Origin of the sequence: Lysinibacillus sp. NPDC094177 (assembly GCF_050279145.1) — a bacterium.
GTDB lineage: Bacteria > Bacillota > Bacilli > Bacillales_A > Planococcaceae > Lysinibacillus.
The window spans coordinates 125,766-149,589 of the sequence record NZ_JBNNTW010000008.1; the positions used below are offsets into that span (position 1 = coordinate 125,766).

Below are 23,824 nucleotides of genomic sequence, written 5' to 3' on the forward strand. Positions count from 1 at the left end.
TGTTGTTGTTGTTGCTGTCGCTTTCGCACAGATAAAACCATTTTGCTGTCGCTTCGCTTTCGCTACAAAAAAAATTTGCCGAAAGAAGTTAAATGTCTATAACAAAAAGCATACCATAAAAATGTTATAGAAACTTGTATTTAGAGGCTCATTCTACACAAAAAAATCGTTATGTTACTAGCATTTTAGTAGCATAACGATTTTAAGTACATATAATCAATTTTGTCTCGGCAAATTGAAGCTGCCGCTTTGCTTTCGCTACAGAAAACATTTGCCGATGTCGCTGCACTTTAGAACAGCTAAACAGTGCTTCCGAAGGCTTTATCTAGTTGGTGCCTCAAACGCACTACCAGTTATCGCATCTTCCGGTAATACTAAAATCCCTTTTTCAGAAGGTGCATTTGGTATTGCTAATTCGCGTGCTGAACATAGCATACCGTATGATTCAACACCTCGCAAATTACCTTCTTTAATAAGCATTCCAGAAGGCATTACTGCACCAATTTTTGCTACGACAACCTTTTGACCAGCTTCCACATTTGGTGCGCCACATACAATTTGTAATGTTTCCTCACCTACGTTTACAGAACAAATACTTAATTTATCAGCATTTGGATGCTTGTCCTTTGTTTCTACATAGCCCACGACAAATTTTGCAGAAAAATCTACATCAAGGCTGATTTCAGCTCCATTTTTCGTAATAGCTGCCTCTAGCTGTGCTACTAATTCTGGAGTAACTTCAACTAGACCCTTTGCATCAGTTTGTATATAGTTGCTGGCATTAAATAAATTAAATGCTTTAATCTCACCTGTTTGTGCTTCCTTTAATATAGCGATATCACCTGCACGTTCTACCTCTGTTTTTACGATTGATTCTGTTGCTAATTGTACTAGCAATACATCTCCTACATGCTCTTTGTTGTAAAATACATTCATTGTTTCTCTTGCTCCTTTTTAACTCTGTTTTTTGCTAATATAAAGATCGGTTCTAACTCCCCATCTTCATAAATAAATGATAATGACGTAATCGGTACGGTACCGACAGCGAAGAAATGCATCGTCATCTGCGCTAATACATCATACCCTGTTTCATTACGAATATCACCTACTATTAATACATCCTGATGTGGCACAGATAACGTCATATCACCTTCAATTTTAGTCTGCATTTCTTTCAAAAAGCTTTCATTTAAAATACGACTTGCATCGTAGCCATCATTCGCATTAACAAAGTAGAAAATATTTCCTGCAACTTCATCTTTCTTGTAAACAGTTGGTAGTTGCTTAACGGAAAATCGTGCCATTTCACGAATTTGCTCTAATGTTAATTGTAGTACCTCTAACATGGATTCATCAATAAAACGATAGGTTTTTCCTAAATCAAGCGCATAAAAAATACGTGTTTCAGCTGTATGTTCAGTAGTGATGAATGCGTGCCCCTCCTTCGAGGCTTGAGGGTAGGATGTTGCACGAATAACTGGATAAATTTGTGTAGTAGCTTGGAATCCTCGTTCTATCTCTTGCTCCATAGCATTAAAGGTTTGCTCTATAGTATAAACGACTTCATCGATTGCAGCGCCTTGCTTGTCATTATATTTTGCTAAAATACCTGGCAGAGAAAGCTCCATCCCTTTACCAATTTTTTTATGGTTTAGACGTAATTTATCGTGCTTTTTATCAAATTCAAAATCAAACTTTTCCTCATTCAATTGTTGCATTAATAGGGACACTAGTTGTTCTGATTTAATTTGTTTCATCTAGCTCACATCCTTTCTTCAAAATCATATTATTTTTAGCGTAATTGCGCTAACGCTTTGCTTTCGTTACATAAAACATTGCTGAAAGAAGTTGTAAGAAGAGAAAACGGCTCACATGTTTGTGAACCGTTCTGTTCAAAACTATCCAATTATTTAATCTTAACCGAATGAACGATTTTCGTCATCTCGTGTAAATTATCTTTAATATATTTTGCCTGAGAAATGGTCGTCATCTTTACACCACCGCTACTTACAATAAGCTCAAATTCATTTTCATTGTCGGTTTTTAAAACAGCTGCAAAGCCGAAAACACCATCCTTTTTATAAGTATTTTCTTCGATAATGTTCTTTGAACTATCCGCTTTTATTAGATTGTAATAAAGTTTACTATCTGCATCTTCGCGATCATTAATGAAAAGAATATAACTCTCTTGCCCTTTCGTTACTAATATATTATATGCATCTGAACTGTCGTCAACTTTAAAGTTTGAAGGTAAGTATAACTCTACATCCCCAATACTATCTGTATGTTCCTTTGGCTCTTCTGCAAAAACAGTTTTTGTTATTTGAAGTCCGTTTTTAATTTGTTCATCAACAGATTGATTGCAGCCAGTAAGCATCAAAAGTAGAAATATTAAGCCTACAGCTCTCAGTGATGTATAAGACATGTTTTTCTTCCTCTCATTGCTAACTTTTTCTTATTTTAAAAAATTTTTTTCAAAGTTGCAACTTCTCTATTCCATTATAACTAATCAAAAGACACTACTCATGTGCTAATGTGAATAAATATTGACCAACAAGAAGTGAGACTATATGCTCAAACATCATCTGACGACTTACTAATCCTTGCGTGAAAATACCTACAGCCCCCGTACCTTGTCGAATATCTCGACGTTGTGTATATTGCTCCATTACAGGCCCTAGTTCCTGCCCAGCTCTTATTTCCCGGGCAATTTCTTCTGGTAATATAATTTGTGCGCCAGCAGCTGTATAGGTTGTGCCATTTGACACTGTAAGAGCTCCCCAGTTACAAACGTACATAACACCATCAATTTCAGTTACCCCTCCCTCTAAACCAAAGGATAATTGCGCACCTGTCTCATTGATTGCGTTTTTTGAGCGATTTATTGCTCCCATTCGTGTTTCTTCATGGGTCATCGGTTGATCAGATACATGTGAAGCAGCCTTTACATAGATGAAATTGGGTTTATCAAAATATTTTCTGGCTATAACTTTAACTGCCTCTATTTTTGCTTTGTTTGTTGTCCCTATAACTATGTTCATTTTTCAAATCCCTCTTTCTTTACATAGAAAAAGATGCCTTTAAGGGCATCTTTTAACTTCTTACACATTAGCGCGAATCGTTGCTAATGTCGAACGATCTGCTTTCTTCACTAGTTCTACAATTAAAGCTTTTGCAGCTGCATAGTCATCAATATGAATAATTGACGCAGATGTATGAATATAGCGTGAACAAACACCAATTACTGCACTAGGAACACCGTCATTTGCCGTATGCACACGACCTGCATCCGTACCACCTTGTGATACAAAATATTGATAAGGGATATTATTCGTTTCCGCAGTATCTAAGATGAATTCACGCATACCTCTATGTGTAACCATCGTACGGTCAAGAATACGTAATAATGTCCCTTTTCCAAGCTGACCAAATTGATTTTTTTCTCCTGACATATCATTTGCAGGTGAAGCATCTAGAGCAAAGAATAAATCCGGTTTAATCATATTTGCGGATACTTGAGCACCTCGTAGACCAACTTCTTCCATTACATTGGCACCTGAATATAAATGCGAGGCTAGCTTTTCACCTTTTACCTCTTTCATCAATTCAATTGCCAATCCACAGCCATAGCGGTTATCCCAAGCCTTGGCCATAATTTTTTTCGGATTGGCCATTGGTGTAAATGGGCAGACAGGGATAATTGATTGACCTGGACGAACGCCAAGTGCAATAGCATCTTCTTTATTGTCTGCACCAACATCTATTAGCATATTTTTAATATCCATCGGTTTAGAACGTTCAGCATCTGTTAATAAATGTGGTGGTATTGATGAAATCACGCCAGGAATTGCACCATTCTTGGTAAATACTTCAACTCGTTGTGCTAGCATAACCTGGTTCCACCAGCCACCTAATGTTTGAAAGCGGATCATCCCGTTATCAGTAATAGAAGTAACCATGAATGCCACTTCATCCATATGACCAGCAACTAACACTTTTGGTGCATCAGCAACTTCACTATGCTTCACACCGAAAATACCCCCTAAATTATCCTGAACGATCTCATCCGAGTACTTTTCCAACTCAGAACGCATGAACGCACGTACTGCATGTTCATTACCTGGGGCGCCTGGTAATTCTGTTAATGTTTTAAATAATTGTAATGTTTCCTCATTCATGATGACTCTCTCCCCACGAAGTAGAATATTCTTCCTTGTTTATTGTATCATATTTATCTTCATTGAGCTGAAGATTCCCATTATTCAATAAGTAGCGATATGTATACGAGTGTGTAGTTTCATCTTTAAAGGTTAAATTGCAAAAATAGAGTAACGAGTAACTCATTCTAAAGAACACCACGTCCTGTGGTCATTAATCTGTGCGAAAGCGATGCGGCAGCGTCAATTACGCAAAAGCGGAATTGATTTCCAAATTGGAAATATTGATACATTTCCTAAAAAGTGCTACAGTGTGAACGTGCATTCACTCTGTATGCTATGTTAAAATGAAGCTATAGAAAAAGGAGGAAAAACACATGAAATTACGTGATTTTTTAATTGGTGTTGCTACTGGCCTAGCTGCCGCAGTCATTGTTAAAGAAGCAAGTGAAAAGGTTTCTCCGTATGTACCTGCAGGACAAGTACTCGAAAACATAAAAAAAGAATTTAAAAAGGATTCACCGATTGATGGTTCTTGGATTTTTATGAAAACAGACAATTTCTCAAACGGGATTATGACTATTCCAGTATACCGTGGTGGTATCTCTCGTATGCATGAGGGCGAAATGCAAACATTTGAATTCGCTGCAGACGCTCGCTCAGGTGTTGTAGTAGAGTTACAAGAAGTATAACCTTACACATTAATTCGCGACAAAAATTATAGACTACAAAAGAAGCCATCTCAGCTATTTGAGATGGCTTCTTCCTTGTTATAGAAAAACTTTTATGTCCATCAAATTAAGGTGTGGTTCTTCAACAAAACGAGAGGTTGATTTCCGTTCCGACAAAGCGAGTAGCCTGGAACGGAAATAACCCACATTTAAAAAAGTACAACTTTTACAAATTTCCCCTTAATCATTTTGTTTTCCGATTTTATGAAAAAACCATCTCAGTTATATGAGATGGTTTCTTTGTTTTACTCAGTCAATCCTTTATTGTTGAAGTATTTTTTATATTTTCGATAATAATTTAAATTATTTAACGTTAACTTTACCCAACGTTTCGCATTCATATCTTGATTAAAGTAAAGAGAGTTTGTATATTTCCCTTCACGAATTAATTTTTTAGCTTCTAATTTAAGCTTTTCATTTGATGCATACTTGAATAGTACACCTTTAGGAATGATCATCCATAAATGCTTATCCTGAACATAAGTTACTTCTTGTTCAATATTTAACATATGGTCGTCAGCTACATACTTCATTAAATTATGACCACTTGCAGTTACATAATAGCTAGAGCGCCCATTACGTAAGTTTATTTCAAACAGCTTATATTGTTTGTCACGCATATCGTATTTCATATCAAAGTTAGCAAAGCCTGTATAACCAATATCCTCTAAGAAGGAGCGTACTTGATCCATTAATTCTTTATCGTATGTTGTAACAATGGCTGCATAACTACCAATCCCTTCAGGTGAATGCTCCTCTAAGATTGGGTTTCCTAGACACATTAGCTTCACTTTGCCATCTTTCCCTACATACGCGTTTAATACACGCATATAAGAATCATCACCTGGAATGAATTCTTGAATAATCATTGTATCCTGATAAGTTGAGCTATAGATTGCTTTTAAAATAGCTGTTTTTTCCGCTTCATCATTCGCAACGAAAACTTTTTTCTTACCTGGGAATTTACATGCCCAGTATTCCACCGAGTTAGATGCCTTTAAAATAATTGGGTAATCAAAAGGAGGTGTAAAGTTTTCGTAATTGTCTGCTGTTACAGTCGTCGTACCTGGATATTTAAAATCGTACTTATCACACATTTTATAGAAATTTTCTTTTAATAAAATTTCATCCATAAGTGATTCATCAATGTATGGCACTGTAAAATGTTCCTGCAATGCCGGCTTATTTTTGATGATAAGCTTTGCATAATCGTCTCCACAAGCTAACAACAGTAGTTTTTTATCAGAATATTTTTTTGCGACTTTTGCAAGTGCAGGTGCAAATACATCCTGTTCATTTAAACGATCAATCTCTTGGAAATTTATGATATGGCTGTCTTGCGTTGCCGTTAAATGTGAACGTCCTAATACAAGTGGTTTAATACCATATGCCTCGTAAAATGCACGTGCCATCCCATATGCATTCATATCTGATCCTAATAATACTGGTAAAAATGGTTGCTCAGTTGCCATGTAAATTTCAACTCTCTTTTGTGTTTTAGTATAGCTTTTAGTGTATCATATTTTCCAAGATGTTCACGAAAAAAGTGTCAAAAAAATGGGGTTTAGACAAATATGATCTTCGCCATAGCGTGTGGTTGATTTCCGTTCCGGCTGGGCGCTTTTATCGCTGCCGCTTCGCTTTCGTGCAGAAAACATAATGATAGTAAAGGAAGGAGGCGGATTGAAGCCCGCTCACATTAATTACCTTAATTTTATTGACACAATAGTTTTCAACACTATGAAAAAAACGTGCAAACCCTAAAGGTTCACACGTTTCTATAAATTAGAATGTAATAACAGCTTGTCTGCTGCGTTCTAATTTATCTACAATTTCTTTACCTGTTTCATCCCATTTAATCATACGGTAATACGCATCATGGTAGAAGATAAAGCCGTAGCCATTCGCAAGTGCTTCTTTCATTATACGTTCCTTTGCAAAAACACTTGCCATTGGATAATCGTCATACGCTAAAATCCATAATGGATTTTGATGTGCATGTGTTGGCATAATATCTGCCATATGCAATAATACCTCGCCATTTTGAGTCAATTTTATAATGGCATGTCCATCACTATGTCCACCCGTATGGATCATTTCAATACCCGGAGCTACCTCTAACGTACCTTCATACGTTTCTACCAAGTGTTGAACTGGCTCCCAGTTTTCTTTCCAATACGTATTTTTCGAGCGAACATTTGGCTCACGCATTTCGTCCCATTCGATTTTCGTTACAAAGATTTTGGCATTCGGGAATGTTGGTACAAGTACATCATCTTCCCATTGCGTTAAACCTCCAGCGTGGTCAAAATGTAAATGCGTCATTAATACTGCATCAATATCAGCTGTTGTTAATCCTAGCTCCTGTAAGCTAGCTGCTAATGTTGATTCCTCAGTTACCCCAAAGTTTCGTAGCTGTTTTTCATTTAATTTGTTAAAGCCAACGCCAGTATCAACAATATAGTTTTTACCACCATATTGAATTAAAATCGGCTCAGTTGGTAGCTCGATTTGATTTTTTTCGTTGACTGGATATTTGCGTGACCAAAGTGGTTTTGGTACAACGCCAAACATAGCACCGCCATCAAGGCAAGTGACACCCCCGTTTAGCCATGATAATGACATATTGTGAAACTTTAACTGATCCATCCATACTCCCCCTATTTAGTAAAGAATTGCGATTCTAGACGATAAATCGGCTGTCCTTTAGCAGAAAATTTCTGCTCATATTCAGTCATAACATTATCCTCAGGCATATTCGCATGTAGGTCGAGTGATACATACTTTAGTAACATACCATATTCAGAAATACTAGTTAATGAATACTCAAACAAACCACGGTTGTCCGTTTTAAAATGGATTTCCCCCTCATCCACTAAAATCGACTCATATAATTTCAAAAAATCCCCGTGCGTTAAACGTCGCTTAGCATGGCGCGTTTTTGGCCAAGGATCTGAGAAATTCAGATACACACGATCTACATCATTTTTTTCAAAGAATTTATTTAAATCTGCGCCATCTACTTTTAATAGTCGTAAATTCGCTGGAGATTTAGCCTCAATAATTTTTTCCAATGCACAAACAATTACACTGTCATAAAGCTCAATGCCAATATAATTTATATCCGGATTTTGTAAGGCCATACCTGTGACAAATTGTCCTTTCCCAGTACCTACTTCAATATGTAGTGGATTGTCATTTCCAAAAACAGCCTGCCAATTTCCTTTAAAGTCTTCAGGATTCGGAACAATCACCTCTGGATGATTCGTAATCATTTCCTCCGCCCAAGGCTTATTTCTTAATCTCAATTTTTTTCCTCATTTCTTTCTCGTAAAATTATTGATTTTTTTATAGTATAACGTATTACCATAAAGTTCGCATGATATTATTGCAGAATGGTATTTTTTCACTGCCCTTTTGATATAACCTGCCATGCCTCTCGTTGCACAGTACAATGAATCCTCGTTCCATCTTTAACTTCTCCAATATAATTACCATCCGTATGACAATCAATGTTTTTTTCGTGCACGAAAATATTAAATTGATTGCCTTGTAAAAAAGTAATCTCTTTAAATTTTGTATGCTTTTCAAAAAAAACCGTGACAAAAACTAGTAGCAATTTAAATCGTGAAATACCGTGAACGATTGTTATTTCGGCTTGTCCATCATCAGGTTTCGAAGATGGAGAAATTTTCATCCCCCCTCCGAAATAAGGTTGATTGCTCATCGCAACAAACCATGCCTGCTGAAATTGCCATTCTTGATCGTTTGCACGGATAGTTACATCAAAGCGTTCAAAGCTAAATAGCCCTCTTACAACAGCCACAGCATAGGATAGCTTGCCGAGCCCTATTTTATTGAGGTAAAACTTCAAACGGGATTTATTAATACGTTTTGTGACAAATGCATCAAAGCCCACACCAGCATTATTGACAAATATCTCTCGCTGTGAATCTCCAAACTGAATGGCACCAACATCCATTGGGCGGTTAGTCATTTCTGTCTGTATATAGCTTTCAATATGAGAAGCGTTTTGAAATGTAGTAAAGTATCGTGCGAAATCATTTCCAGAGCCAGCACGGACTACACCTATTACTATAAATTTATTATGTAGAACACCACTAACAACTTCATGTATTGTGCCGTCACCGCCAACAATAACAATTAATTTTTTTGTTTGAGTATCTTGCGCCCAATTTTTTGCAAGTTCCTGTCCATGTCCCTCGTATTCTGTAAAGGCGACTTCATAGTTAATTGTTAATTGCTGTTGAAGTTGATGCCAAACTTTCTTACCTTTGCCGTGTCCCGCTGCTTCATTGACAATAAATAGTACTTGCATTCACTAATCCCCGGCTGGTTGAGAAGATTGCTGCCAAATATCTCGATTAAAGGAAGTTGTTTGTACATTATTTAAAACCGTTTGTGAAGCACGAATTTGCATATGCTTCATAGGAGAGGACACTTTTCTTAAATGCTCCATCCACTCTCCATAATTTCGACGATCAACAAATTGAATTCCGTAAGGTGACCCCGGATAATCGAAATAGCCATTCTGAGTTAAAATAACCTTTCGAATTGGCATATCTATATTGTCCTGCTTAAATAATTGAGTTAATACCGACTCCATACGATTTAAATTTATCATGGGATTAAGTACTTTCGAATCCTTCGTTCCTACTTTTTTTATCCAGAATCGCTCACTACCCCCCACATAAACTGCTTGATTTTCCGCATCTAGCACTGTTATACAAATACATTCAGTCGGTGACATTAGCACAACGTCAAGCTCTATGGGTGCTTTTCTAATTTGTAAAATAGGATAATAAAAAAGTAAATAATTATCCGGTAATTTCTGTAATAAATTCCGCAACAATGGGTCACGCATAAAACGAGGATCTACATACGACTTTTCACGCAGTGTTGAACTTGCCCATTTCATTTGAAAATGGAAAAATTGATCGATAAACATTCGTTTTAATTCATGAATAGATTGTGGTGCATAGACAATTTTGGGTTCAAATGTTAAAGTCGTTTCTTCTTCTGGTATGCTATCTTCATCACTCACTAGTTCATTCGTTATTTCAATCTGTTCAACGTCCTCATTTTCTTCCTTCTGACGTCCTGCAAATATTTTTTTGAATAAAGAGAACCTTTCTTTTTCTTCGAAAGAATCATTTTCAGAATCGTCGTCGGTATGTTGCCACTCGCTAATTTCTTCTCCTAACTCCCATTGTCGCTTAACACGCTCCCATTGACTTTGCTTTAAGCGTACAAATTGTGTTGGATATCTTGCTAAATCAATTTGATAGCGCGAAATATAATCTTGTAATTTCACCAATTGTGCCATGTGAAGGTCACTCCAATCTTACTTACCCTATATCTAATTTGCTAATTTTGTAATATACATTTGCATTCATTACATCGACATTTGCTCTTTGACTTTAAATCCCGATAGCAATCATTCTACAACTGTAGTCATCCTTTTTATTTTACATGACGTTTCAAGAGAAAACATCCATAATTTGTTCTAAAGAAAAAGAGAGCTTCCCAAGTTTATGGTAGCTCTCTTAAAAGATTCATTTATTTCACATTAATAGAAAGCGGTAATTTCGCTTCGAATGCTTGCTGTAATTTACGAGTCCATTCACCTGGAACTCCAGCACCAATTTTATTTCCATCAACATCGATTACAGGTGTTACTTCAGAAGATACAGATGACACAATTATTTCATCCATTGTTAATACATCAGCTTTCGTCATTGGTTCTTCAATAACTGGTAAATTAATTTCCTCAGCACATTTCAGAATAACTTGGCGTGTAATACCGTTTAAAATGAAATTATTTGCAGGGTGTGTATAAAGTTTACCGTCTTTAATGCCGTAAACATTTGCTGATGAACATTCTGTTACGATGTCACCACGATGTAAAATTGCTTCATAGCAGCCTTTTTCAGATGCTTCCTGTTTTGCCAGTACAGCACCTAATAAGTTTAAAGATTTAATATCACAACGTAACCAACGAATATCTTCTACAAAGGTAGCTTTAACACCTTTTTCAAAATTTTCATATGAACGCTCGCCAACTTTGATATTCCCTGTTAACACAGCTGGAACACTTGCATCTGGGAAAATATGATTACGAGAAGTTGTACCACGTGTAATTTGGAAGTAAACATGTCCCGTTTCCAAATTATTTTTTTCAATAAGTTCATGTAATAATTTGTGTAATACGTCTTTAGTATAAGGAATGACAAGACGAATTTTTTCGGCACTCGCATAGAAACGATCAATGTGTTCTTGTGCTGTGAACATATTTCCGTTATAAACTTTAATTACTTCATAAATGCCGTCACCAAATTGGTAACCTCTGTCTTCTGGGGATACTGCTATAGATCCTTCTTCAACGATTTGATCATTCCATAATGAATATGCCATGCTTCGTTCATCCTTTTCATATTTAATTTATTTGTTTCCTGCAAGTTCAACAATTGCTTCAGCATAAATAGCTGCTGCTTTTATGAGATTTTCAATGACGACAAACTCATCCGCACGATGCGCTACGTCAGGTTCACCTGGGAACAGCATGCCAAATGCAACACCTTTTTTCATAACACGTGCATACGTACCGCCACCTGTAGAAAGTAAAGGCGTTTCATAATCTCCTGTTTGACGTCTATAAATATCTGCTAAAGTCTTGATAAATGCATCGTCCTCGCTTACATAATGAGGCTTTGAGTCATCTTGAATATCTAATGAAAATCCTTTTGTCACAGCTAAGCGTTGTGCTTCCGTGATTTTTTCATCAAACGGATATGTGACAGAATAGCGCATGCTAATTACCATGCTGCCACCTTTAGCCACATCATAGGTTACAATACCTGGATTTAATGTAGTTTTACCAGACATTTCGTCCTCAAATTGTAAATCAAGCTTGTGGCCATAATGGTCTTGATAAAAAACATCTGCAGTAAAGTCGACAAATTGTTTACTTGCCTCAGTCGTCAACTCTTGTTGTAAAAATGCTGTAAGATAAACAGCTGCATTGACACCTTTTTCCGGCTCCATTGCATGGGCTGCCTTACCTTTGATAGTTATTATATAGCGAGAACCCTCGATTAATAAAGAGCCTTCTAGCTGATTTTTACTTAAAAATGTGTGAAAATTCTGTTCGAATTGTGGAGAAACTAACTGCACTGTTGCTTTTGCAAAATCAGGTACCATATTTGGTCGCTTTCCAGCATTAAATAGTAATAGCTGTTCTTTCGAAGCATCGCCTGTTTTATTTTGAGAGAACACTAGCTCTGCGATGCCTTTTTCAGCATTAATGAGCGGGAAATCCGCATCTGGTGCAAATCCAATCGTCGGCATTTCCTCATGTTTAAAATAGTGGTCGACACAGCGGAAGCCAGTTTCTTCATCCGTACCGATAATCATACGTACTCTTTTATTAAGCTCTATGCCTGCATCTTTAACAAGTTTCATGGCCATCCATGCCGCAATTGTTGGGCCTTTATCATCTATTGCACCACGAGCAAATAGCTTACCATCTGCAACAGTGCCGCTAAAGGGTGGGTATGTCCAATCGTTTTCATCACCAACTGGTACTACGTCAACATGACATAAAATACCTAATAAATCATCACCATTACCCATCTCTATATGTCCTGCATAATTATCAATATTTTTCGTTTGCAGTCCCTCAGCTTGGCCCTTTGCTAATAACCATTCAAGAGCCTTTAGTGGACCATCGCCAAAAGGTACTTCAGTAGTGATCGTATTTTCATCAAGAACACTATTAATTTGCACAAGCTCCTGTAACTCTTGTATTAATTCATCTTGCCTTTCCTTTGCAGCTTGTAACCAATCCATATGATGTACCTCCTTCAATGTATTAACATTATTCTACTCTTTACAACATAAATTACAATCATCTTTCTTACAACTTTTCAAAATCTTACTTTGAACAATACCACATATAGCACGTTTTTCACTTATTCCCACAAAATACAGTATAAATTTTATGTTTAAATTGTAAATTCCCCTTGCATTCACTAGAAAATTGACTAGCTTTTCTATATAATGAAGTTATCAGAATAATTTTTCTGAATATAAAATTAGAAAAGGGGATGTCTAAGGCAGCTACTTATTAGCCTAAGTGCACTCCGCACATATTGTCGTCCGCTAGTCTTTGCCAAGAGAATTAAGATGAAGGAGTGGTTCATTTATGAAACCAACTACTGATCGAATGCTTAATCGTATTAAAGACGTGTACATGTTTATTTTAGACAAAGGAACCGTGTCTACACAGGATTTAGTCGAAGAGTTTAGTATCACTCCTCGCACCGTTCAAAGAGATTTGAACGTGTTAGCCTTTAACGATTTGGTGATGAGTCCAAGTCGAGGCAAATGGACAACGACGAAGAAAAAAGTAAAAATGACGTCTTAGTTTTTACGTGTAACACGTAAAGCATTTTGTATGGGAAAAGAATGACCTTTCGTCGTGGTCATTCTTTTTTTGTTTTCTACTATTTTTTGATTCCCCACAACTTCTCAAAATTCCAAGCAAATTACCTCTCAAAAAATTGCGATTACTTTTAGTGGAATTTCCCTCTAATTATGAATATTCATTATTTATGGTATTCATCATTAAAAATTGTGGATGACATTATTTTAAAAGTGATGCCATGTATATAAATTGATTGGAGTGGAGGCTGGGCGACTCCTTGGGGATTAGCGATTTAGAGGAACGAAGGCTAAAACCATCACGTCCTGTGATAACGCCTTCGTGACCAACATCCTGCTGCTGACGCTTCGTTAGCACTACGCTTTCGAGCAAAAAACATCTGTTGGCCCGAGACCCTACAGCGCAGCGGATGTTTTCTGTGCGAAAGCGTAGCGACAGCAATAAATGTTTTAACTGTGCGAAAGCGTAGCGACAGCAACAAATGTTTTAACTGTGCGAAAGCGTAGCGGCAGCGATAAAAGCGCCCAGCCGGAACGGAAATCAACCACACGTTATGGCGATGAACCTTATTTATGCAGAGCCCTATTTTTGCTAAGAATTCATGTGTTTTTATAACATTCGTTTTCTCAGCGTTAACCCCCATATTTTTCGACTATTTACAATTGCTTAACAATCCGTTAAAATCGAAACATTCTACATTTTGAAAGGAGGTTTTTCTATGAAACTATCCAAACTGTTTCATCCACTAGTTTGGATTATTTTAGGTGGAACAATTTTCACACGCATTGCAAGTTTTATGGCGATGCCCTTTTTAGCAATTTACTTACATAATGAAATTGAAGCCTCCCCCTTACAAATAGGTTTGACGATCGGTATTGCACCGCTAATCTCCACAGTAGGAGGATTCTTTGGTGGCTATTTAACAGACCGATTTGGTAGGAAAAGCGTCATTTTACTTACTATTATTGTTTGGAGCATTGTGTTCTTTGGCTTTGCAACAGCACAATCGATTTGGTTCTTTGTAGCATTGAACGCCTTGAATGGTTTATGTCGTTCCTTCTTTGAACCCTCGACACAAGCATTAATGATTGATTTTACTCCTGCTGACAAACGAAAAAGATTGTTTTCGTTTCGTTACACAGCCATTAACATAGCCGCTGTTATCGGCCCTATTATTGGTGTTTATATTTCTCAATTGTCCAGCCCAAGTATTCCATTCATGCTGACAGGGACTATGTATATTATTTATGCGGTATTTTTATTTTTCGTTTTAAATCGCTATGAAATGCAACAACCAAAACCTTCAGCACCAACAAAAATACTGCAAACCTTCACGATACTATTGACGAATCGTATACTACTAAGCTTTATTTTTGGAGCAATTTTAATAAACATTGGCTACTCTCAATTTGATTCAACACTGCCACAAATCATTGAACTTAAAATTGAAGATGGTACTAAACTTTATTCACTGCTAATTTCGCTCAATGCAGCGGTGGTTTTATTACTACAATTACCGATTAGTATATTTTCAGAACGTTTTTCATCGACAGCTACTCTATTAGTAGGTATCTTGTTCTTTGCGTTTGGTCTTTTATTATTCGGTTTCTCAAATAACTATCCACTATTTATTATCGCTATGATTATATTCACGATTGGTGAAATTTTCGCATTTCCGACTATGAATGTTATGATCGATGAAATTGCACCCGATACACAAAAGGCAACTTATTTAGGTGCAGCCCAATTTAAAAATTTAGGGGGCTTTATTGGTCCAATCATTGGCGGATGGCTGTTAACACACTATACAGACGCAATGTATGCAGTCATTGCTGTTCTTGTTTTATGCAGTTGTATATTTTATAGATCAAAACATAAGCCACAACAGTAATAATTAGTAGGAATTTTCTTCATCCCCCACTGATTATTATTCTTCACCAATCGGGCTTTTACAGACAATAAACCTCCCACCTAACTTCTTTGCTTTCACTAAAGCTTCAAACAAAAAAATCGCTCCATTTCTATTAGCGAATCTCAAGCATTTGAAATACTTGCCTAAACTCACTAATAGTAATGGAGCGAGTGAATGATTGATTATACAATCTCAGCCTTATTTTAGGTGATTTTCGCCTTCTTCATCAGTAGTAATCACTTCATAACTGGAATATTGGTCTTTACCAGCATTTTTTGATTGATATAATGCCTTATCTGCACGCTCAAATAAGCATCTTTCAGACGCATTTGATTGAATGCAAACGGCACCACCCATACTGACTGACAGTACAGACCATCTATCAATAGAGGCTTTATCCTCATACTTCAAGTGACGAATTTTATCCAAAATAGAATCTGCTAATTTTTCCATATATTCATCCTTCGTATCATATAAAACAATTGCAAATTCATCCCCACCAAATCTTACAACAAAGCCTTTTTTCCCTACTTCTTGTTTTAAGATTCTTGCTGTTTCAATCAGGATCTTATCACCTTCAACATGTCCAAACCGATCATTGACTTGTTTAAAATTATCTAGGTCTAACAGCAATAAACCAGGTCGATTTGTCTTTCTTTTTCCTAATAACTTGTCCATTTTTCTAATATAGGTAGCACGATTATAAACATTTGTTAATGGATCGTATGTTGCAAGATGAATTGTTTTGGAAAGAAGTTTATTGATGACTAATAGCATGATGAAAGAAGTTACTAAGGCAATACAAAGCAATATTCGAAACTGCTTTATATTTTTAGCTAGCGCCCTTATTTCTGTAAAATTCCCATATTTCACAAATACAACTCTTTTAGAGGATTCTCCCCGAATAGTTTCCGCTTCATATGGTAAAAATCGATACGTCTCGATATAGCCATTTTTCAATTTCCTCTGATATTCCGTTGGCTTCATCGTTTTTTTTGCTAGCTTAAAATGCTCTTGAAATATTTTCGATTGATCATTTACAGTTATTTTACGAGATTTAGAATCAAAGAAAACCCCTCCCGCATTTATCGTTTGTACTTCTAACAAATCAGCATATTTATCAATTAGATAATCAGCAGTCTTTCCGAAATTAAAGGTTTGAAATACAGGATCCTCAAGTAAGTCTATACCCACCTCAAATAAATATTTCTTATCAGGTGTTGCCAAATAGCCAAATTTCCGATATCCTCCAGTAGTTGTTGAAATATCTATACCATCATTGTAGTATTCCCCACTTGCTCGGCGTTCATCAAGTAAAGTAGAAAAACTTTGGCAACATTGAGAAAAGTCCAAACCTTTATCCTTTTCAAATGTTGTATAAAGGACAGTATTTGATTGATCGAGTATGTATACATCCATTCCATGCTCATTTTTTATTTTCTGCAAATCCCACTTTGCTATATATGGGTTTTCTTTATAGTATGTAATTAGTTTCCGTAGAACCTCTTCCATTTTGTCAGAAATATTTTGATCAAAATAAAAATGTGCATTATCTACAGTTTGCATATCTGTTAAAATATGGTTTTCAATTAATGTTCTATTTAAGACTTCTTGTTTTTCTATATCAGCCACTAGTATTTGCCTATTGAAATAAAAAATTACAGCAACGAGTATTAATGCAAAGGCAATTAAAGATATGAATAATTTAATTCTTAGGTTTTTCATTAACTTGTCCTCTACTTATTTTCACCATCATTTTTTCTGAAACATTTAGAGATTTATTAGTACTATTGAGTAAATCAAAAGTTATATCAATTATACAGTTACCGGCATAAGTATGTATATAAAAAATACCTCGATACTAATCGTTGTTAGCATCGAGGAATTCTTTAATCCCTATTTTGTAAGCTGACTAGCTCTTCATCGGTTAATTCTCGATATTCACCTAATTCTAGACTATCATCTAGCTTTAGGCTACCCATCGATAGGCGTTTTAAATACGTTACACGTTTACCAACAGCCTCAAACATACGCTTCACCTGATGAAACTTACCTTCTTGAATTGTTAACTCAATTTCTGATTGCTGAGCAGATTTTAATATGATGAGCTCTCCCGGTTTTGTTACATAACCGTCGTCTAGTTTAACACCTTGAGCAAATTTCTCACAGTCTTCCTCAGTCACAATTCCTTCTATTTGTGCATAATAAACCTTCGGCACATGTTTTTTAGGAGACAATAAATTATGTGCCAGCATGCCATCATTTGTTATTAGCAATAATCCTTCTGTATCTTTATCTAGGCGACCAACTGGGAAAGGCTGAAAATGTTGATCTGAAGACTCTAGTAAATCGATAACAGTTTCATCTCGTAAATCTTCCGTAGCAGAAATAACTCCAGAAGGCTTATTCATCATAAAGTAAACAAATTCTGTATAAATAACACGTTCACCAAATATGGAGACCTCCTGCTTTTCAGGGTCAACTTGTAATGCTGCATCCTTCGCATATGCACCATCCACTGTCACCGCTTTTTGCTTTAAAAGCTGCTTAACTTCCTTGCGTGACCCGTAACCCATATTCGACAGTAATTTATCTAATCGCATTAGTACCTCCTATTTTATTCCCAGTTTGTTCGTAATTCTTGTCAATCGTTCACCAAGAAGTTTTTGTGCTAAGCCCAGGCGTAAAGACAAATAGCCATATACCGCTACACCTACTCCGGCACAAATAACAGAATAAACTAATGCAGAGAATTTGCCACTTACTGGCCCCATTATTAACTCCAAAAGTGAATGTACAATTAGTACACTTACAGCCATTGCCGCTGTCAAAAGAGAAATTAGCATAACTCGACGAACAACCATTTCTGATCTGTAGTTCAGTGTTTTTCGTAGCACAAGCATATTAATGATAATTGAAACACTATAGCCAATAGCTGTGGCAAGAAGTGCGCCATCTGCCTCCATCCAGCGAATTAAAGGAATGTTAATCGCTAGCTTGACTAAAATCCCAGATAATAAGCTTAAGACAATCCACTTTTGGAAATCAATACCCTGTAAAAGAGCTGCTGTGACTTGGAATAATGCAAATAAAATAGCAACAGGAGCATAATGGGCTAAAATCATAGCCCCCATTTCGCTTTCAGTATAGAGCATAAAGTATATTTCATTCGCTAACAATGAAATTCCAACTACTGCCGGCAATGTAATAAAAATCAATATTTGATAAGTCTTATCCATTGCATTTCGTAGCGATACATATTCACCTTGCGTAAAATATTTTGTAATTGTCGGTACTAGCGCCGACGAAAAACCTGTAGCTAGCATTACTGGGATAATGACTACCTTTTGTGTTGTAAAGTTAATCATTGATAAATACTTATCCGTTACTTCAGCTAAGCCTATAGATATCATAGCTCCATTAAATGTTAGCATATCTACTAATTGGAATAACGGATTAGCTACGCCTACAAACACCATTGGAATCGAATACGTAATTACTTCTTTATATATGTTGGACATTGGTAGCTGTGTAGACGTAACACTCTGACTACGCAATAAATCAAATTCAGGTTGATATTTTTTCCAATAATAATAAAGTACCAGTAACCCACCAATTGCCCCAATAAAGGCAGCAAATACTGCAAAGGAAACAGCTGTTTCTGGTTTCCCATTGAAAACTACCACAACTAAGAATGAACCACCTAATAACACAACAATACGAACAATTTGCTCCACTAATTGAGAAATCGCTGTAGGCTCCATTTTGTCATAGCCTTGGTAAAATCCACGCCAAAGGCTCATAAATGGCACGACAATTAACGCAAAGCTAACCCAGCGAATAACTGAGGCAATTTGCTCTACCCTAAATGCCTGTTCATCACTTTTTATAACAAGACCCGCAATTGGCGTAGCTAGTAGAAAGAGAACAATAAACGCCGCTAACCCAGTACACAGCATAATAAGTATGCCTGATTTCAAAAGCTTACGGCCTGATTGGTAATCACCCATTGCATTGTATTTAGAAACAAACTTAGATACAGCAATTGGCGCACCCGAGATGGCTACTGCTAGCATAATCGAGTAGGGAATATATGCATATTGATAGAGGGCAACATTTTCCTCACCCACAATCGCATAAAACGGAAAAATATAAATTAATCCGAGCACCTTCGATAAAAACATTCCCATTGTTAATATCGCAGTACCTTTCATTAAATTGGACATCATACCCATCCATTCATCGTAAAATCAATATTTTCATTTTCTTAACACTTATGAAATATTTGCTGTTAAAGGCGTTTTCTTCAGTACACTAGGTTCTTTGAATGAAGCAGACAAGACTTTTTCAAAGCATTTGAGGTACAACCTACTCCTTGAGCAGCACTTTCTGCACCCAGAGCACTTTTTAAAGATGTTTCACAATAACTTGCAAACGCTGCCATATAAAAAGCTTTCTTTCACTGTTAAAACTACAGTACTACAACCAACAAAAATCAGCAAAACAACAAGAAAGCACATCATAGCAAAAATATTAAATAAGTAAACCAACTGTAATCTTAACATATTTATAGGTAAACAGACGCATAAACACACGAAAAAGTTCTAGAAAAACACAGCACAATAAAAAAATTGCGGTTGTATCTCCCCCATAGAAAGTAGAAAGCTCAAAATAATCGGTGGAGATTAAGAAAACCCCCACCGATTAAAGCTACTTCTCTATTACATATCTACGAAAAATTGTTTATACCATACTAAGAACACATAAGCTGTCCAAATATAACGTCCACGATTCGCATTTCCTTCATAGTGCTCATCTAGATAGCCTACTAATTGTTTTGTATCAAAGAATTCATTGGCAAAATCAGTTGTAAACATTTCTTTTACCATTTTATAGTACTTTTCTTCACGAAGCCAGTGACGAATTGGCACTGGGAAGCCAAGCTTTGGACGTTTTGCCCATTCTTCAGGTAATTCCTGATGCGCAGCTTGACGAAGAACATATTTCGTATCAATGTCATTTACACGATATTTTGATGGAATATTTTTCGCTAATTCCATCACTTCTTTATCTAAAAATGGTACACGTAATTCAATAGAATGAGCCATACTCATTTTATCTGCTTTCAATAAAATATCGCCTGGCATCCAAAGATTTAGATCAAGATACTGCATTTTAGTAACATCATCGTCACCTGGAACTTCATCGTAAATACGTTTTGTAATCGATTTTACAGATGGACCATTTTTATAGTCTGGTTTCAATACATTTAATGCATCTTCTTCGTCCCATACAACCGCTTCCCCAATGAAGCGTTCTTCTACTGTTTGACCACCTTTAACAAGGAAGTGCGTATATTGATTTTTAGGTAACGCCTCTGCTATACCACGTAACGCTTTACGGATACCAAATGGAACTTTTTCATATTTTTGCATTTTGCCAGAATTTTGGTACCATGAGTAGCCACCAAAAATTTCATCTGCACCTTCACCTGAAAGTACTACTGTTACATCCTTCGATGCTAATTCAGAAAGGAAGTAAAGTGGTACAGAAGATGGGTTTGATTGCGGCTCGTCCATATGCCACTGAATTTTTGGTAATGCTTCAAAACACTCATCTGCCGAAATATATTTACGCTCATTTTGAATATTTAATGTATCAGATAAATCTTTTGCTAAATTTGTTTCATTAAACATATCCTCGTAGTCAGAGAAACCAACAGAGAAGGATTTATCAGGGCGTAATAATGCAGTAATATAACTTGAATCAATACCACCTGATAGGAAAGAACCAACCTTTACATCACTTATTTGATGCGCATCTACAGATTCTCTTACTGTTGTACGAATGTCGTCAACATATTTTTCAATTGGAGCTTCTTTTGCATGGAATTTTTTATCCCAATACTGCACAATTTGCTTTTGTCCATTTTTAATAAGCATATAGTGTGCTGGTGGTAATTTGTACACACCTTTAAAGAAAGTTTCATCCATTGAAGAATATTGGAACGTTAAATAAGGACGTAGTGCATTTTTATTTAATTCTTTAATAAATGATGGATGCGGTAAAAATGATTTAATTTCTGAACCGAAAATAAAAGTACCATCTGTTGTGTTTTCTGTATAATACAGTGGCTTAATACCAAAGCCATCACGAGCGATGAATTGTAAATCATTCTTTTTATCCCAAATACAGAATGCGAACATTCCGCGAAGTTTTTTGACAAATTCTACTCCGTATTCAACATAACCATAAATAATAACTTCACTATCAGACTGCGTTTTAAAGTTGTGACCTTTAGCAACCAAATCCGCACGTAGCTCTTGGAAGTTAAAGATCTCTCCATTAAATACAAGAACGATGTTCCCATCCGCACTGTACAACGGCTGATTTGCCACGTCTGATAAGTCGATAATACTTAATCGACGGAATCCTAACGTTACTTTATCATCACTGTGAATCCCACCGCTGTCTGGTCCACGGTGGATAATTGTATTCATCATATTTTCAATCGTTTGATGATGATCGATCACATTTGTTCCATTAATATAGCCTATAAATCCGCACATTCTATTTTTCACCTCATAATTTAGTGCATAACCTTTACCATAATAGCATGAAAAGACATTCATTTCATGCAGACAATACAGATAAAGTAAAACTTTCATCAGTGAGGTTATTCTACACCGATTATTCGTTCAAACAACGAGCACTTTATCTCATTTAAAAACACTTTTTTTCCATCTTCCTCCTAAATTTCACATTTGAAAGCTCATCACCGAAAGTTTTAGATGACATTGTATTAAAAAGTATGTCATGTGTATAAGTTGATTGTAGTGGAGACTAGGCAACTCCTTGGGGATTAGCGTCACAGATGAGACCCTACAGCGAAGCGAAGCGGCTCATCGGACGCCCCCAGGAAAGCGCCTAGTCGGAACGGAAATCAACTCCACGTTATGGTGACGAGCTACTTAAAGTAGAAGATAAAGCATTATAAAATACTTTTGTTATATTTTCAATGTGAAAGAAGCCCCTCTATATAGACTTCATGTATAATAGGAAAGATTCCTAATTTGAAGAGAAAGTGAGTTTTTAAATATATGTACGATGTTATCGTTATCGGTGGTGGTCCATCCGGTTTAATGGCTGCTATCGCTGCTGGAGAGCGTAAAAAGAAAGTATTATTACTAGAAAAAGGGACAAAACTCGGCAAAAAGTTGGCCATTTCAGGCGGAGGTCGCTGTAATGTCACAAATCGTTTGTCTGTTGAAGAAATAGTCAAGCACATTCCTGGAAATGGACGTTTTCTTTACAGTCCTTTTACGGTTTACAATAACGAAGATATTATCACATTTTTCGAAGGACTTGGTGTGGCATTAAAAGAGGAGGATCATGGGCGTATGTTTCCTGTATCCAACCGCGCACAAGATGTTGTAGATGCACTTATTCGTCAACTTCAGAGGCTACATGTTGAAGTACGCTTAAACACACCTGTTAACAAGCTTTTAATGGATGAGGAAAAAATTCTCGGGGTACGCCTTACAGATGGCACAGAAATTCGTAGTGAAGCCGTAATCGTTGCAGTTGGTGGGAAAGCCGTTCCGCAAACAGGCTCAACAGGAGATGGTTATCCATGGGCAGAACGTGCTGGTCATACAATCACAACGCTTTTCCCTACTGAGGTTCCTGTTCTTTCAAAAGAGGATTTTATACAGGCTCGTGAGCTACAGGGGCTTGCGTTACGCGATGTCGCTGTCTCTGTTTTAAACAAAAAGGGCAAGGTGCTCGTAACACATCAAATGGACATGCTCTTTACTCATTTCGGAATAAGCGGTCCTGCGGTTTTACGCTGTAGTCAATTTGTCGTGAAGGAATTAATGAAAACAGGTTACGAACCAGTGACAATGCGTATTCAAACACTTGTTGATTATAATGAGGAAACGTGCCTGCAATATTTAAACAGACTCATTAAAGAAGATCCAAAAAAAGCTGTAAAAAATGTTTGGAAAGGAATTGCGCCTGAACGCTGGCTATTATTTTTATGTGAACGCGCAGACATCGATGTACAAATGACAGGCAATGAATTATCACAGGAAAAAATCCGCAACTTAGCTAGACTACTCGTCAATTTCACAATGACAGTTAGTGGTACGCAATCCCTTGAAAAAGCATTTGTCACTGGAGGCGGCATCTCTGTTAAAGAGATTGAACCAAAGACAATGGCTTCGAAGAAAAAGATTGGTTTATTTTTCTGCGGAGAAATCCTCGACATTCATGGCTACACAGGTGGCTATAATATAACGTCTGCACTCGTAACAGGACGTATTGCAGGGATGAACGCAGGAATGTAATATACTCTATGTCTCGGACTTCTATCGGCGATTTTCTGGGAGTTATCAGCGATTCCAGGTTTTTATCAGCGATTTTCTGGGAATTATCAGCGATTCCAGGTTTTTATCAGCGATTTCCTGGGAGTTATCAGCGATTCCAGGTTTTTATCAGCGATTTTCTGGGAGTTATCAGCGATTCCAGGTTTTTATCAGCGATTTTCTGGGAGTTA

The 23,824-nt window shown here is 36.6% G+C and carries 21 protein-coding genes; 5 read left to right on the top strand and 16 right to left on the bottom strand.

Translation table 11 applies throughout. The features are described from left to right. Window positions 1-321 precede the first annotated feature (321 nt). The 5 genes from ytpR to ACQKNC_RS14555 all read right to left on the bottom strand — a co-directional run bounded on the left by ytpR (window position 322) and on the right by ACQKNC_RS14555 (window position 4,178). Window positions 322-936 carry a YtpR family tRNA-binding protein gene (gene ytpR / locus ACQKNC_RS14535; protein WP_427425544.1) on the bottom strand — a complete coding sequence of 205 codons (615 nt, stop codon included), beginning with the start codon at window positions 934-936 and terminating at the stop codon, window positions 322-324. After that, entirely contained in the window at window positions 933-1,757 is an 825-nt protein-coding gene (locus tag ACQKNC_RS14540) for a DUF1444 domain-containing protein (RefSeq protein ID WP_427425545.1), read from the bottom strand. The genes ytpR and ACQKNC_RS14540 overlap by 4 nt, the downstream gene beginning before the upstream one ends. Before the next feature lie 149 nt (window positions 1,758-1,906). Continuing rightward, window positions 1,907-2,425 (bottom strand): hypothetical protein, encoded by a 519-nt coding sequence (locus tag ACQKNC_RS14545; RefSeq protein WP_427425546.1) that lies wholly within the window; start codon window positions 2,423-2,425, stop codon window positions 1,907-1,909. Window positions 2,426-2,519: 94 nt separating this feature from the next. After that, a complete protein-coding gene (locus tag ACQKNC_RS14550; protein ID WP_427425547.1) occupies window positions 2,520-3,041 on the bottom strand; it encodes a DUF84 family protein in 522 nt (173 codons plus the stop codon). Window positions 3,042-3,101: 60 nt separating this feature from the next. Next, window positions 3,102-4,178, bottom strand: a complete 1,077-nt coding sequence (locus tag ACQKNC_RS14555; RefSeq protein WP_427425548.1) for a M42 family metallopeptidase — start codon at window positions 4,176-4,178, stop codon at window positions 3,102-3,104. A 356-nt stretch (window positions 4,179-4,534) separates the two neighbouring features. On the opposite strand from ACQKNC_RS14555, the gene ACQKNC_RS14560 reads away from it, so the two are divergent. Next, window positions 4,535-4,849: a peptidase M4 gene (locus tag ACQKNC_RS14560; RefSeq protein WP_049667447.1), complete on the top strand. Its 315-nt coding sequence runs from the start codon at window positions 4,535-4,537 to the stop codon at window positions 4,847-4,849. A gap of 284 nt (window positions 4,850-5,133) precedes the next feature. Here the strand turns inward: ACQKNC_RS14560 and ACQKNC_RS14565 are convergent, their stop codons facing one another. The 7 genes from ACQKNC_RS14565 to pepV form a co-directional block, all read right to left on the bottom strand. Beyond that, complete coding sequence (locus tag ACQKNC_RS14565) at window positions 5,134-6,360, bottom strand: ATP-grasp domain-containing protein (RefSeq protein ID WP_427425549.1); 1,227 nt, start codon at window positions 6,358-6,360, stop codon at window positions 5,134-5,136. A 313-nt stretch (window positions 6,361-6,673) separates the two neighbouring features. Continuing rightward, window positions 6,674-7,537 (bottom strand): YtnP family quorum-quenching lactonase, encoded by an 864-nt coding sequence (locus ACQKNC_RS14570; protein WP_427425550.1) that lies wholly within the window; start codon window positions 7,535-7,537, stop codon window positions 6,674-6,676. A gap of 11 nt (window positions 7,538-7,548) precedes the next feature. Continuing rightward, complete coding sequence (gene trmB, locus ACQKNC_RS14575) at window positions 7,549-8,196, bottom strand: tRNA (guanosine(46)-N7)-methyltransferase TrmB (RefSeq protein WP_427425551.1); 648 nt, start codon at window positions 8,194-8,196, stop codon at window positions 7,549-7,551. A gap of 98 nt (window positions 8,197-8,294) precedes the next feature. Next, window positions 8,295-9,227, bottom strand: a complete 933-nt coding sequence (locus tag ACQKNC_RS14580; protein WP_427425552.1) for a diacylglycerol/lipid kinase family protein — start codon at window positions 9,225-9,227, stop codon at window positions 8,295-8,297. Between the two features lie 3 nt (window positions 9,228-9,230). Beyond that, window positions 9,231-10,235: a nuclease-related domain-containing protein gene (locus tag ACQKNC_RS14585; protein ID WP_427425553.1), complete on the bottom strand. Its 1,005-nt coding sequence runs from the start codon at window positions 10,233-10,235 to the stop codon at window positions 9,231-9,233. Between the two features lie 233 nt (window positions 10,236-10,468). Further along, a complete protein-coding gene (dat, locus tag ACQKNC_RS14590; protein ID WP_427425554.1) occupies window positions 10,469-11,323 on the bottom strand; it encodes a D-amino-acid transaminase in 855 nt (284 codons plus the stop codon). 27 nt (window positions 11,324-11,350) lie between these two features. Then, window positions 11,351-12,757 carry a dipeptidase PepV gene (gene pepV, locus ACQKNC_RS14595; RefSeq protein ID WP_427425555.1) on the bottom strand — a complete coding sequence of 469 codons (1,407 nt, stop codon included), beginning with the start codon at window positions 12,755-12,757 and terminating at the stop codon, window positions 11,351-11,353. 355 nt (window positions 12,758-13,112) lie between these two features. Here pepV and ACQKNC_RS14600 point away from each other — a divergent pair, with 355 nt between their 5' ends. Together ACQKNC_RS14600 and ACQKNC_RS14605 are read left to right on the top strand one after the other, a co-directional pair. Next, the gene (locus ACQKNC_RS14600; protein ID WP_036118795.1) at window positions 13,113-13,334 is read left to right on the top strand and encodes a DeoR family transcriptional regulator; all 222 of its coding nucleotides are present in this window, start codon (window positions 13,113-13,115) and stop codon (window positions 13,332-13,334) included. A gap of 736 nt (window positions 13,335-14,070) precedes the next feature. Next, window positions 14,071-15,243, top strand: coding sequence for an MDR family MFS transporter (locus tag ACQKNC_RS14605; protein ID WP_427425556.1), 1,173 nt, complete (start codon window positions 14,071-14,073; stop codon window positions 15,241-15,243). Window positions 15,244-15,462: 219 nt separating this feature from the next. Here ACQKNC_RS14605 and ACQKNC_RS14610 read toward each other — a convergent pair whose 3' ends face one another. The 4 genes from ACQKNC_RS14610 to asnB all read right to left on the bottom strand — a co-directional run bounded on the left by ACQKNC_RS14610 (window position 15,463) and on the right by asnB (window position 21,833). Further along, entirely contained in the window at window positions 15,463-16,989 is a 1,527-nt protein-coding gene (locus ACQKNC_RS14610; protein ID WP_427425557.1) for a diguanylate cyclase, read from the bottom strand. A gap of 164 nt (window positions 16,990-17,153) precedes the next feature. Further along, on the bottom strand, window positions 17,154-17,867 hold the full coding sequence (locus tag ACQKNC_RS14615; protein ID WP_427425558.1) for a pseudouridine synthase: 714 nt from the start codon (window positions 17,865-17,867) through the stop codon (window positions 17,154-17,156). A 9-nt stretch (window positions 17,868-17,876) separates the two neighbouring features. Continuing rightward, the gene (locus tag ACQKNC_RS14620) at window positions 17,877-19,490 is read right to left on the bottom strand and encodes a putative polysaccharide biosynthesis protein (RefSeq protein WP_427425559.1); all 1,614 of its coding nucleotides are present in this window, start codon (window positions 19,488-19,490) and stop codon (window positions 17,877-17,879) included. 495 nt (window positions 19,491-19,985) lie between these two features. Continuing rightward, window positions 19,986-21,833, bottom strand: coding sequence for an asparagine synthase (glutamine-hydrolyzing) (gene asnB / locus ACQKNC_RS14625; RefSeq protein WP_427425560.1), 1,848 nt, complete (start codon window positions 21,831-21,833; stop codon window positions 19,986-19,988). Between the two features lie 531 nt (window positions 21,834-22,364). Between asnB and ACQKNC_RS14630 the strand changes: the two genes are divergently transcribed. Together ACQKNC_RS14630 and ACQKNC_RS14635 are read left to right on the top strand one after the other, a co-directional pair. Beyond that, window positions 22,365-23,615 carry an NAD(P)/FAD-dependent oxidoreductase gene (locus ACQKNC_RS14630; RefSeq protein WP_427425561.1) on the top strand — a complete coding sequence of 417 codons (1,251 nt, stop codon included), beginning with the start codon at window positions 22,365-22,367 and terminating at the stop codon, window positions 23,613-23,615. Between the two features lie 8 nt (window positions 23,616-23,623). Next, a partial coding sequence (locus ACQKNC_RS14635; protein ID WP_427425562.1) for a hypothetical protein occupies window positions 23,624-23,824 on the top strand: 201 nt, incomplete at its 3' end.

Excerpts from the sequence above, each read along its gene's own strand:
- ytpR (WP_427425544.1), bottom strand. The coding sequence starts at position 936 with ATGAATGTATTTTACAACAAAGAGCATGTAGGAGATGTATTGCTAGTA.
- ACQKNC_RS14540 (WP_427425545.1), bottom strand. The coding sequence starts at position 1,757 with ATGAAACAAATTAAATCAGAACAACTAGTGTCCCTATTAATGCAACAA.
- ACQKNC_RS14545 (WP_427425546.1), bottom strand. The coding sequence starts at position 2,425 with ATGTCTTATACATCACTGAGAGCTGTAGGCTTAATATTTCTACTTTTG.
- ACQKNC_RS14550 (WP_427425547.1), bottom strand. The coding sequence starts at position 3,041 with ATGAACATAGTTATAGGGACAACAAACAAAGCAAAAATAGAGGCAGTT.
- ACQKNC_RS14555 (WP_427425548.1), bottom strand. The coding sequence starts at position 4,178 with ATGAATGAGGAAACATTACAATTATTTAAAACATTAACAGAATTACCA.
- ACQKNC_RS14560 (WP_049667447.1), top strand. The coding sequence starts at position 4,535 with ATGAAATTACGTGATTTTTTAATTGGTGTTGCTACTGGCCTAGCTGCC.
- ACQKNC_RS14565 (WP_427425549.1), bottom strand. The coding sequence starts at position 6,360 with ATGGCAACTGAGCAACCATTTTTACCAGTATTATTAGGATCAGATATG.
- ACQKNC_RS14570 (WP_427425550.1), bottom strand. The coding sequence starts at position 7,537 with ATGGATCAGTTAAAGTTTCACAATATGTCATTATCATGGCTAAACGGG.
- ACQKNC_RS14580 (WP_427425552.1), bottom strand. The coding sequence starts at position 9,227 with ATGCAAGTACTATTTATTGTCAATGAAGCAGCGGGACACGGCAAAGGT.
- ACQKNC_RS14585 (WP_427425553.1), bottom strand. The coding sequence starts at position 10,235 with ATGGCACAATTGGTGAAATTACAAGATTATATTTCGCGCTATCAAATT.
- dat (WP_427425554.1), bottom strand. The coding sequence starts at position 11,323 with ATGGCATATTCATTATGGAATGATCAAATCGTTGAAGAAGGATCTATA.
- pepV (WP_427425555.1), bottom strand. The coding sequence starts at position 12,757 with ATGGATTGGTTACAAGCTGCAAAGGAAAGGCAAGATGAATTAATACAA.
- ACQKNC_RS14600 (WP_036118795.1), top strand. The coding sequence starts at position 13,113 with ATGAAACCAACTACTGATCGAATGCTTAATCGTATTAAAGACGTGTAC.
- ACQKNC_RS14605 (WP_427425556.1), top strand. The coding sequence starts at position 14,071 with ATGAAACTATCCAAACTGTTTCATCCACTAGTTTGGATTATTTTAGGT.
- ACQKNC_RS14610 (WP_427425557.1), bottom strand. The coding sequence starts at position 16,989 with ATGAAAAACCTAAGAATTAAATTATTCATATCTTTAATTGCCTTTGCA.
- ACQKNC_RS14615 (WP_427425558.1), bottom strand. The coding sequence starts at position 17,867 with ATGCGATTAGATAAATTACTGTCGAATATGGGTTACGGGTCACGCAAG.
- ACQKNC_RS14620 (WP_427425559.1), bottom strand. The coding sequence starts at position 19,490 with ATGTCCAATTTAATGAAAGGTACTGCGATATTAACAATGGGAATGTTT.
- asnB (WP_427425560.1), bottom strand. The coding sequence starts at position 21,833 with ATGTGCGGATTTATAGGCTATATTAATGGAACAAATGTGATCGATCAT.
- ACQKNC_RS14630 (WP_427425561.1), top strand. The coding sequence starts at position 22,365 with ATGTACGATGTTATCGTTATCGGTGGTGGTCCATCCGGTTTAATGGCT.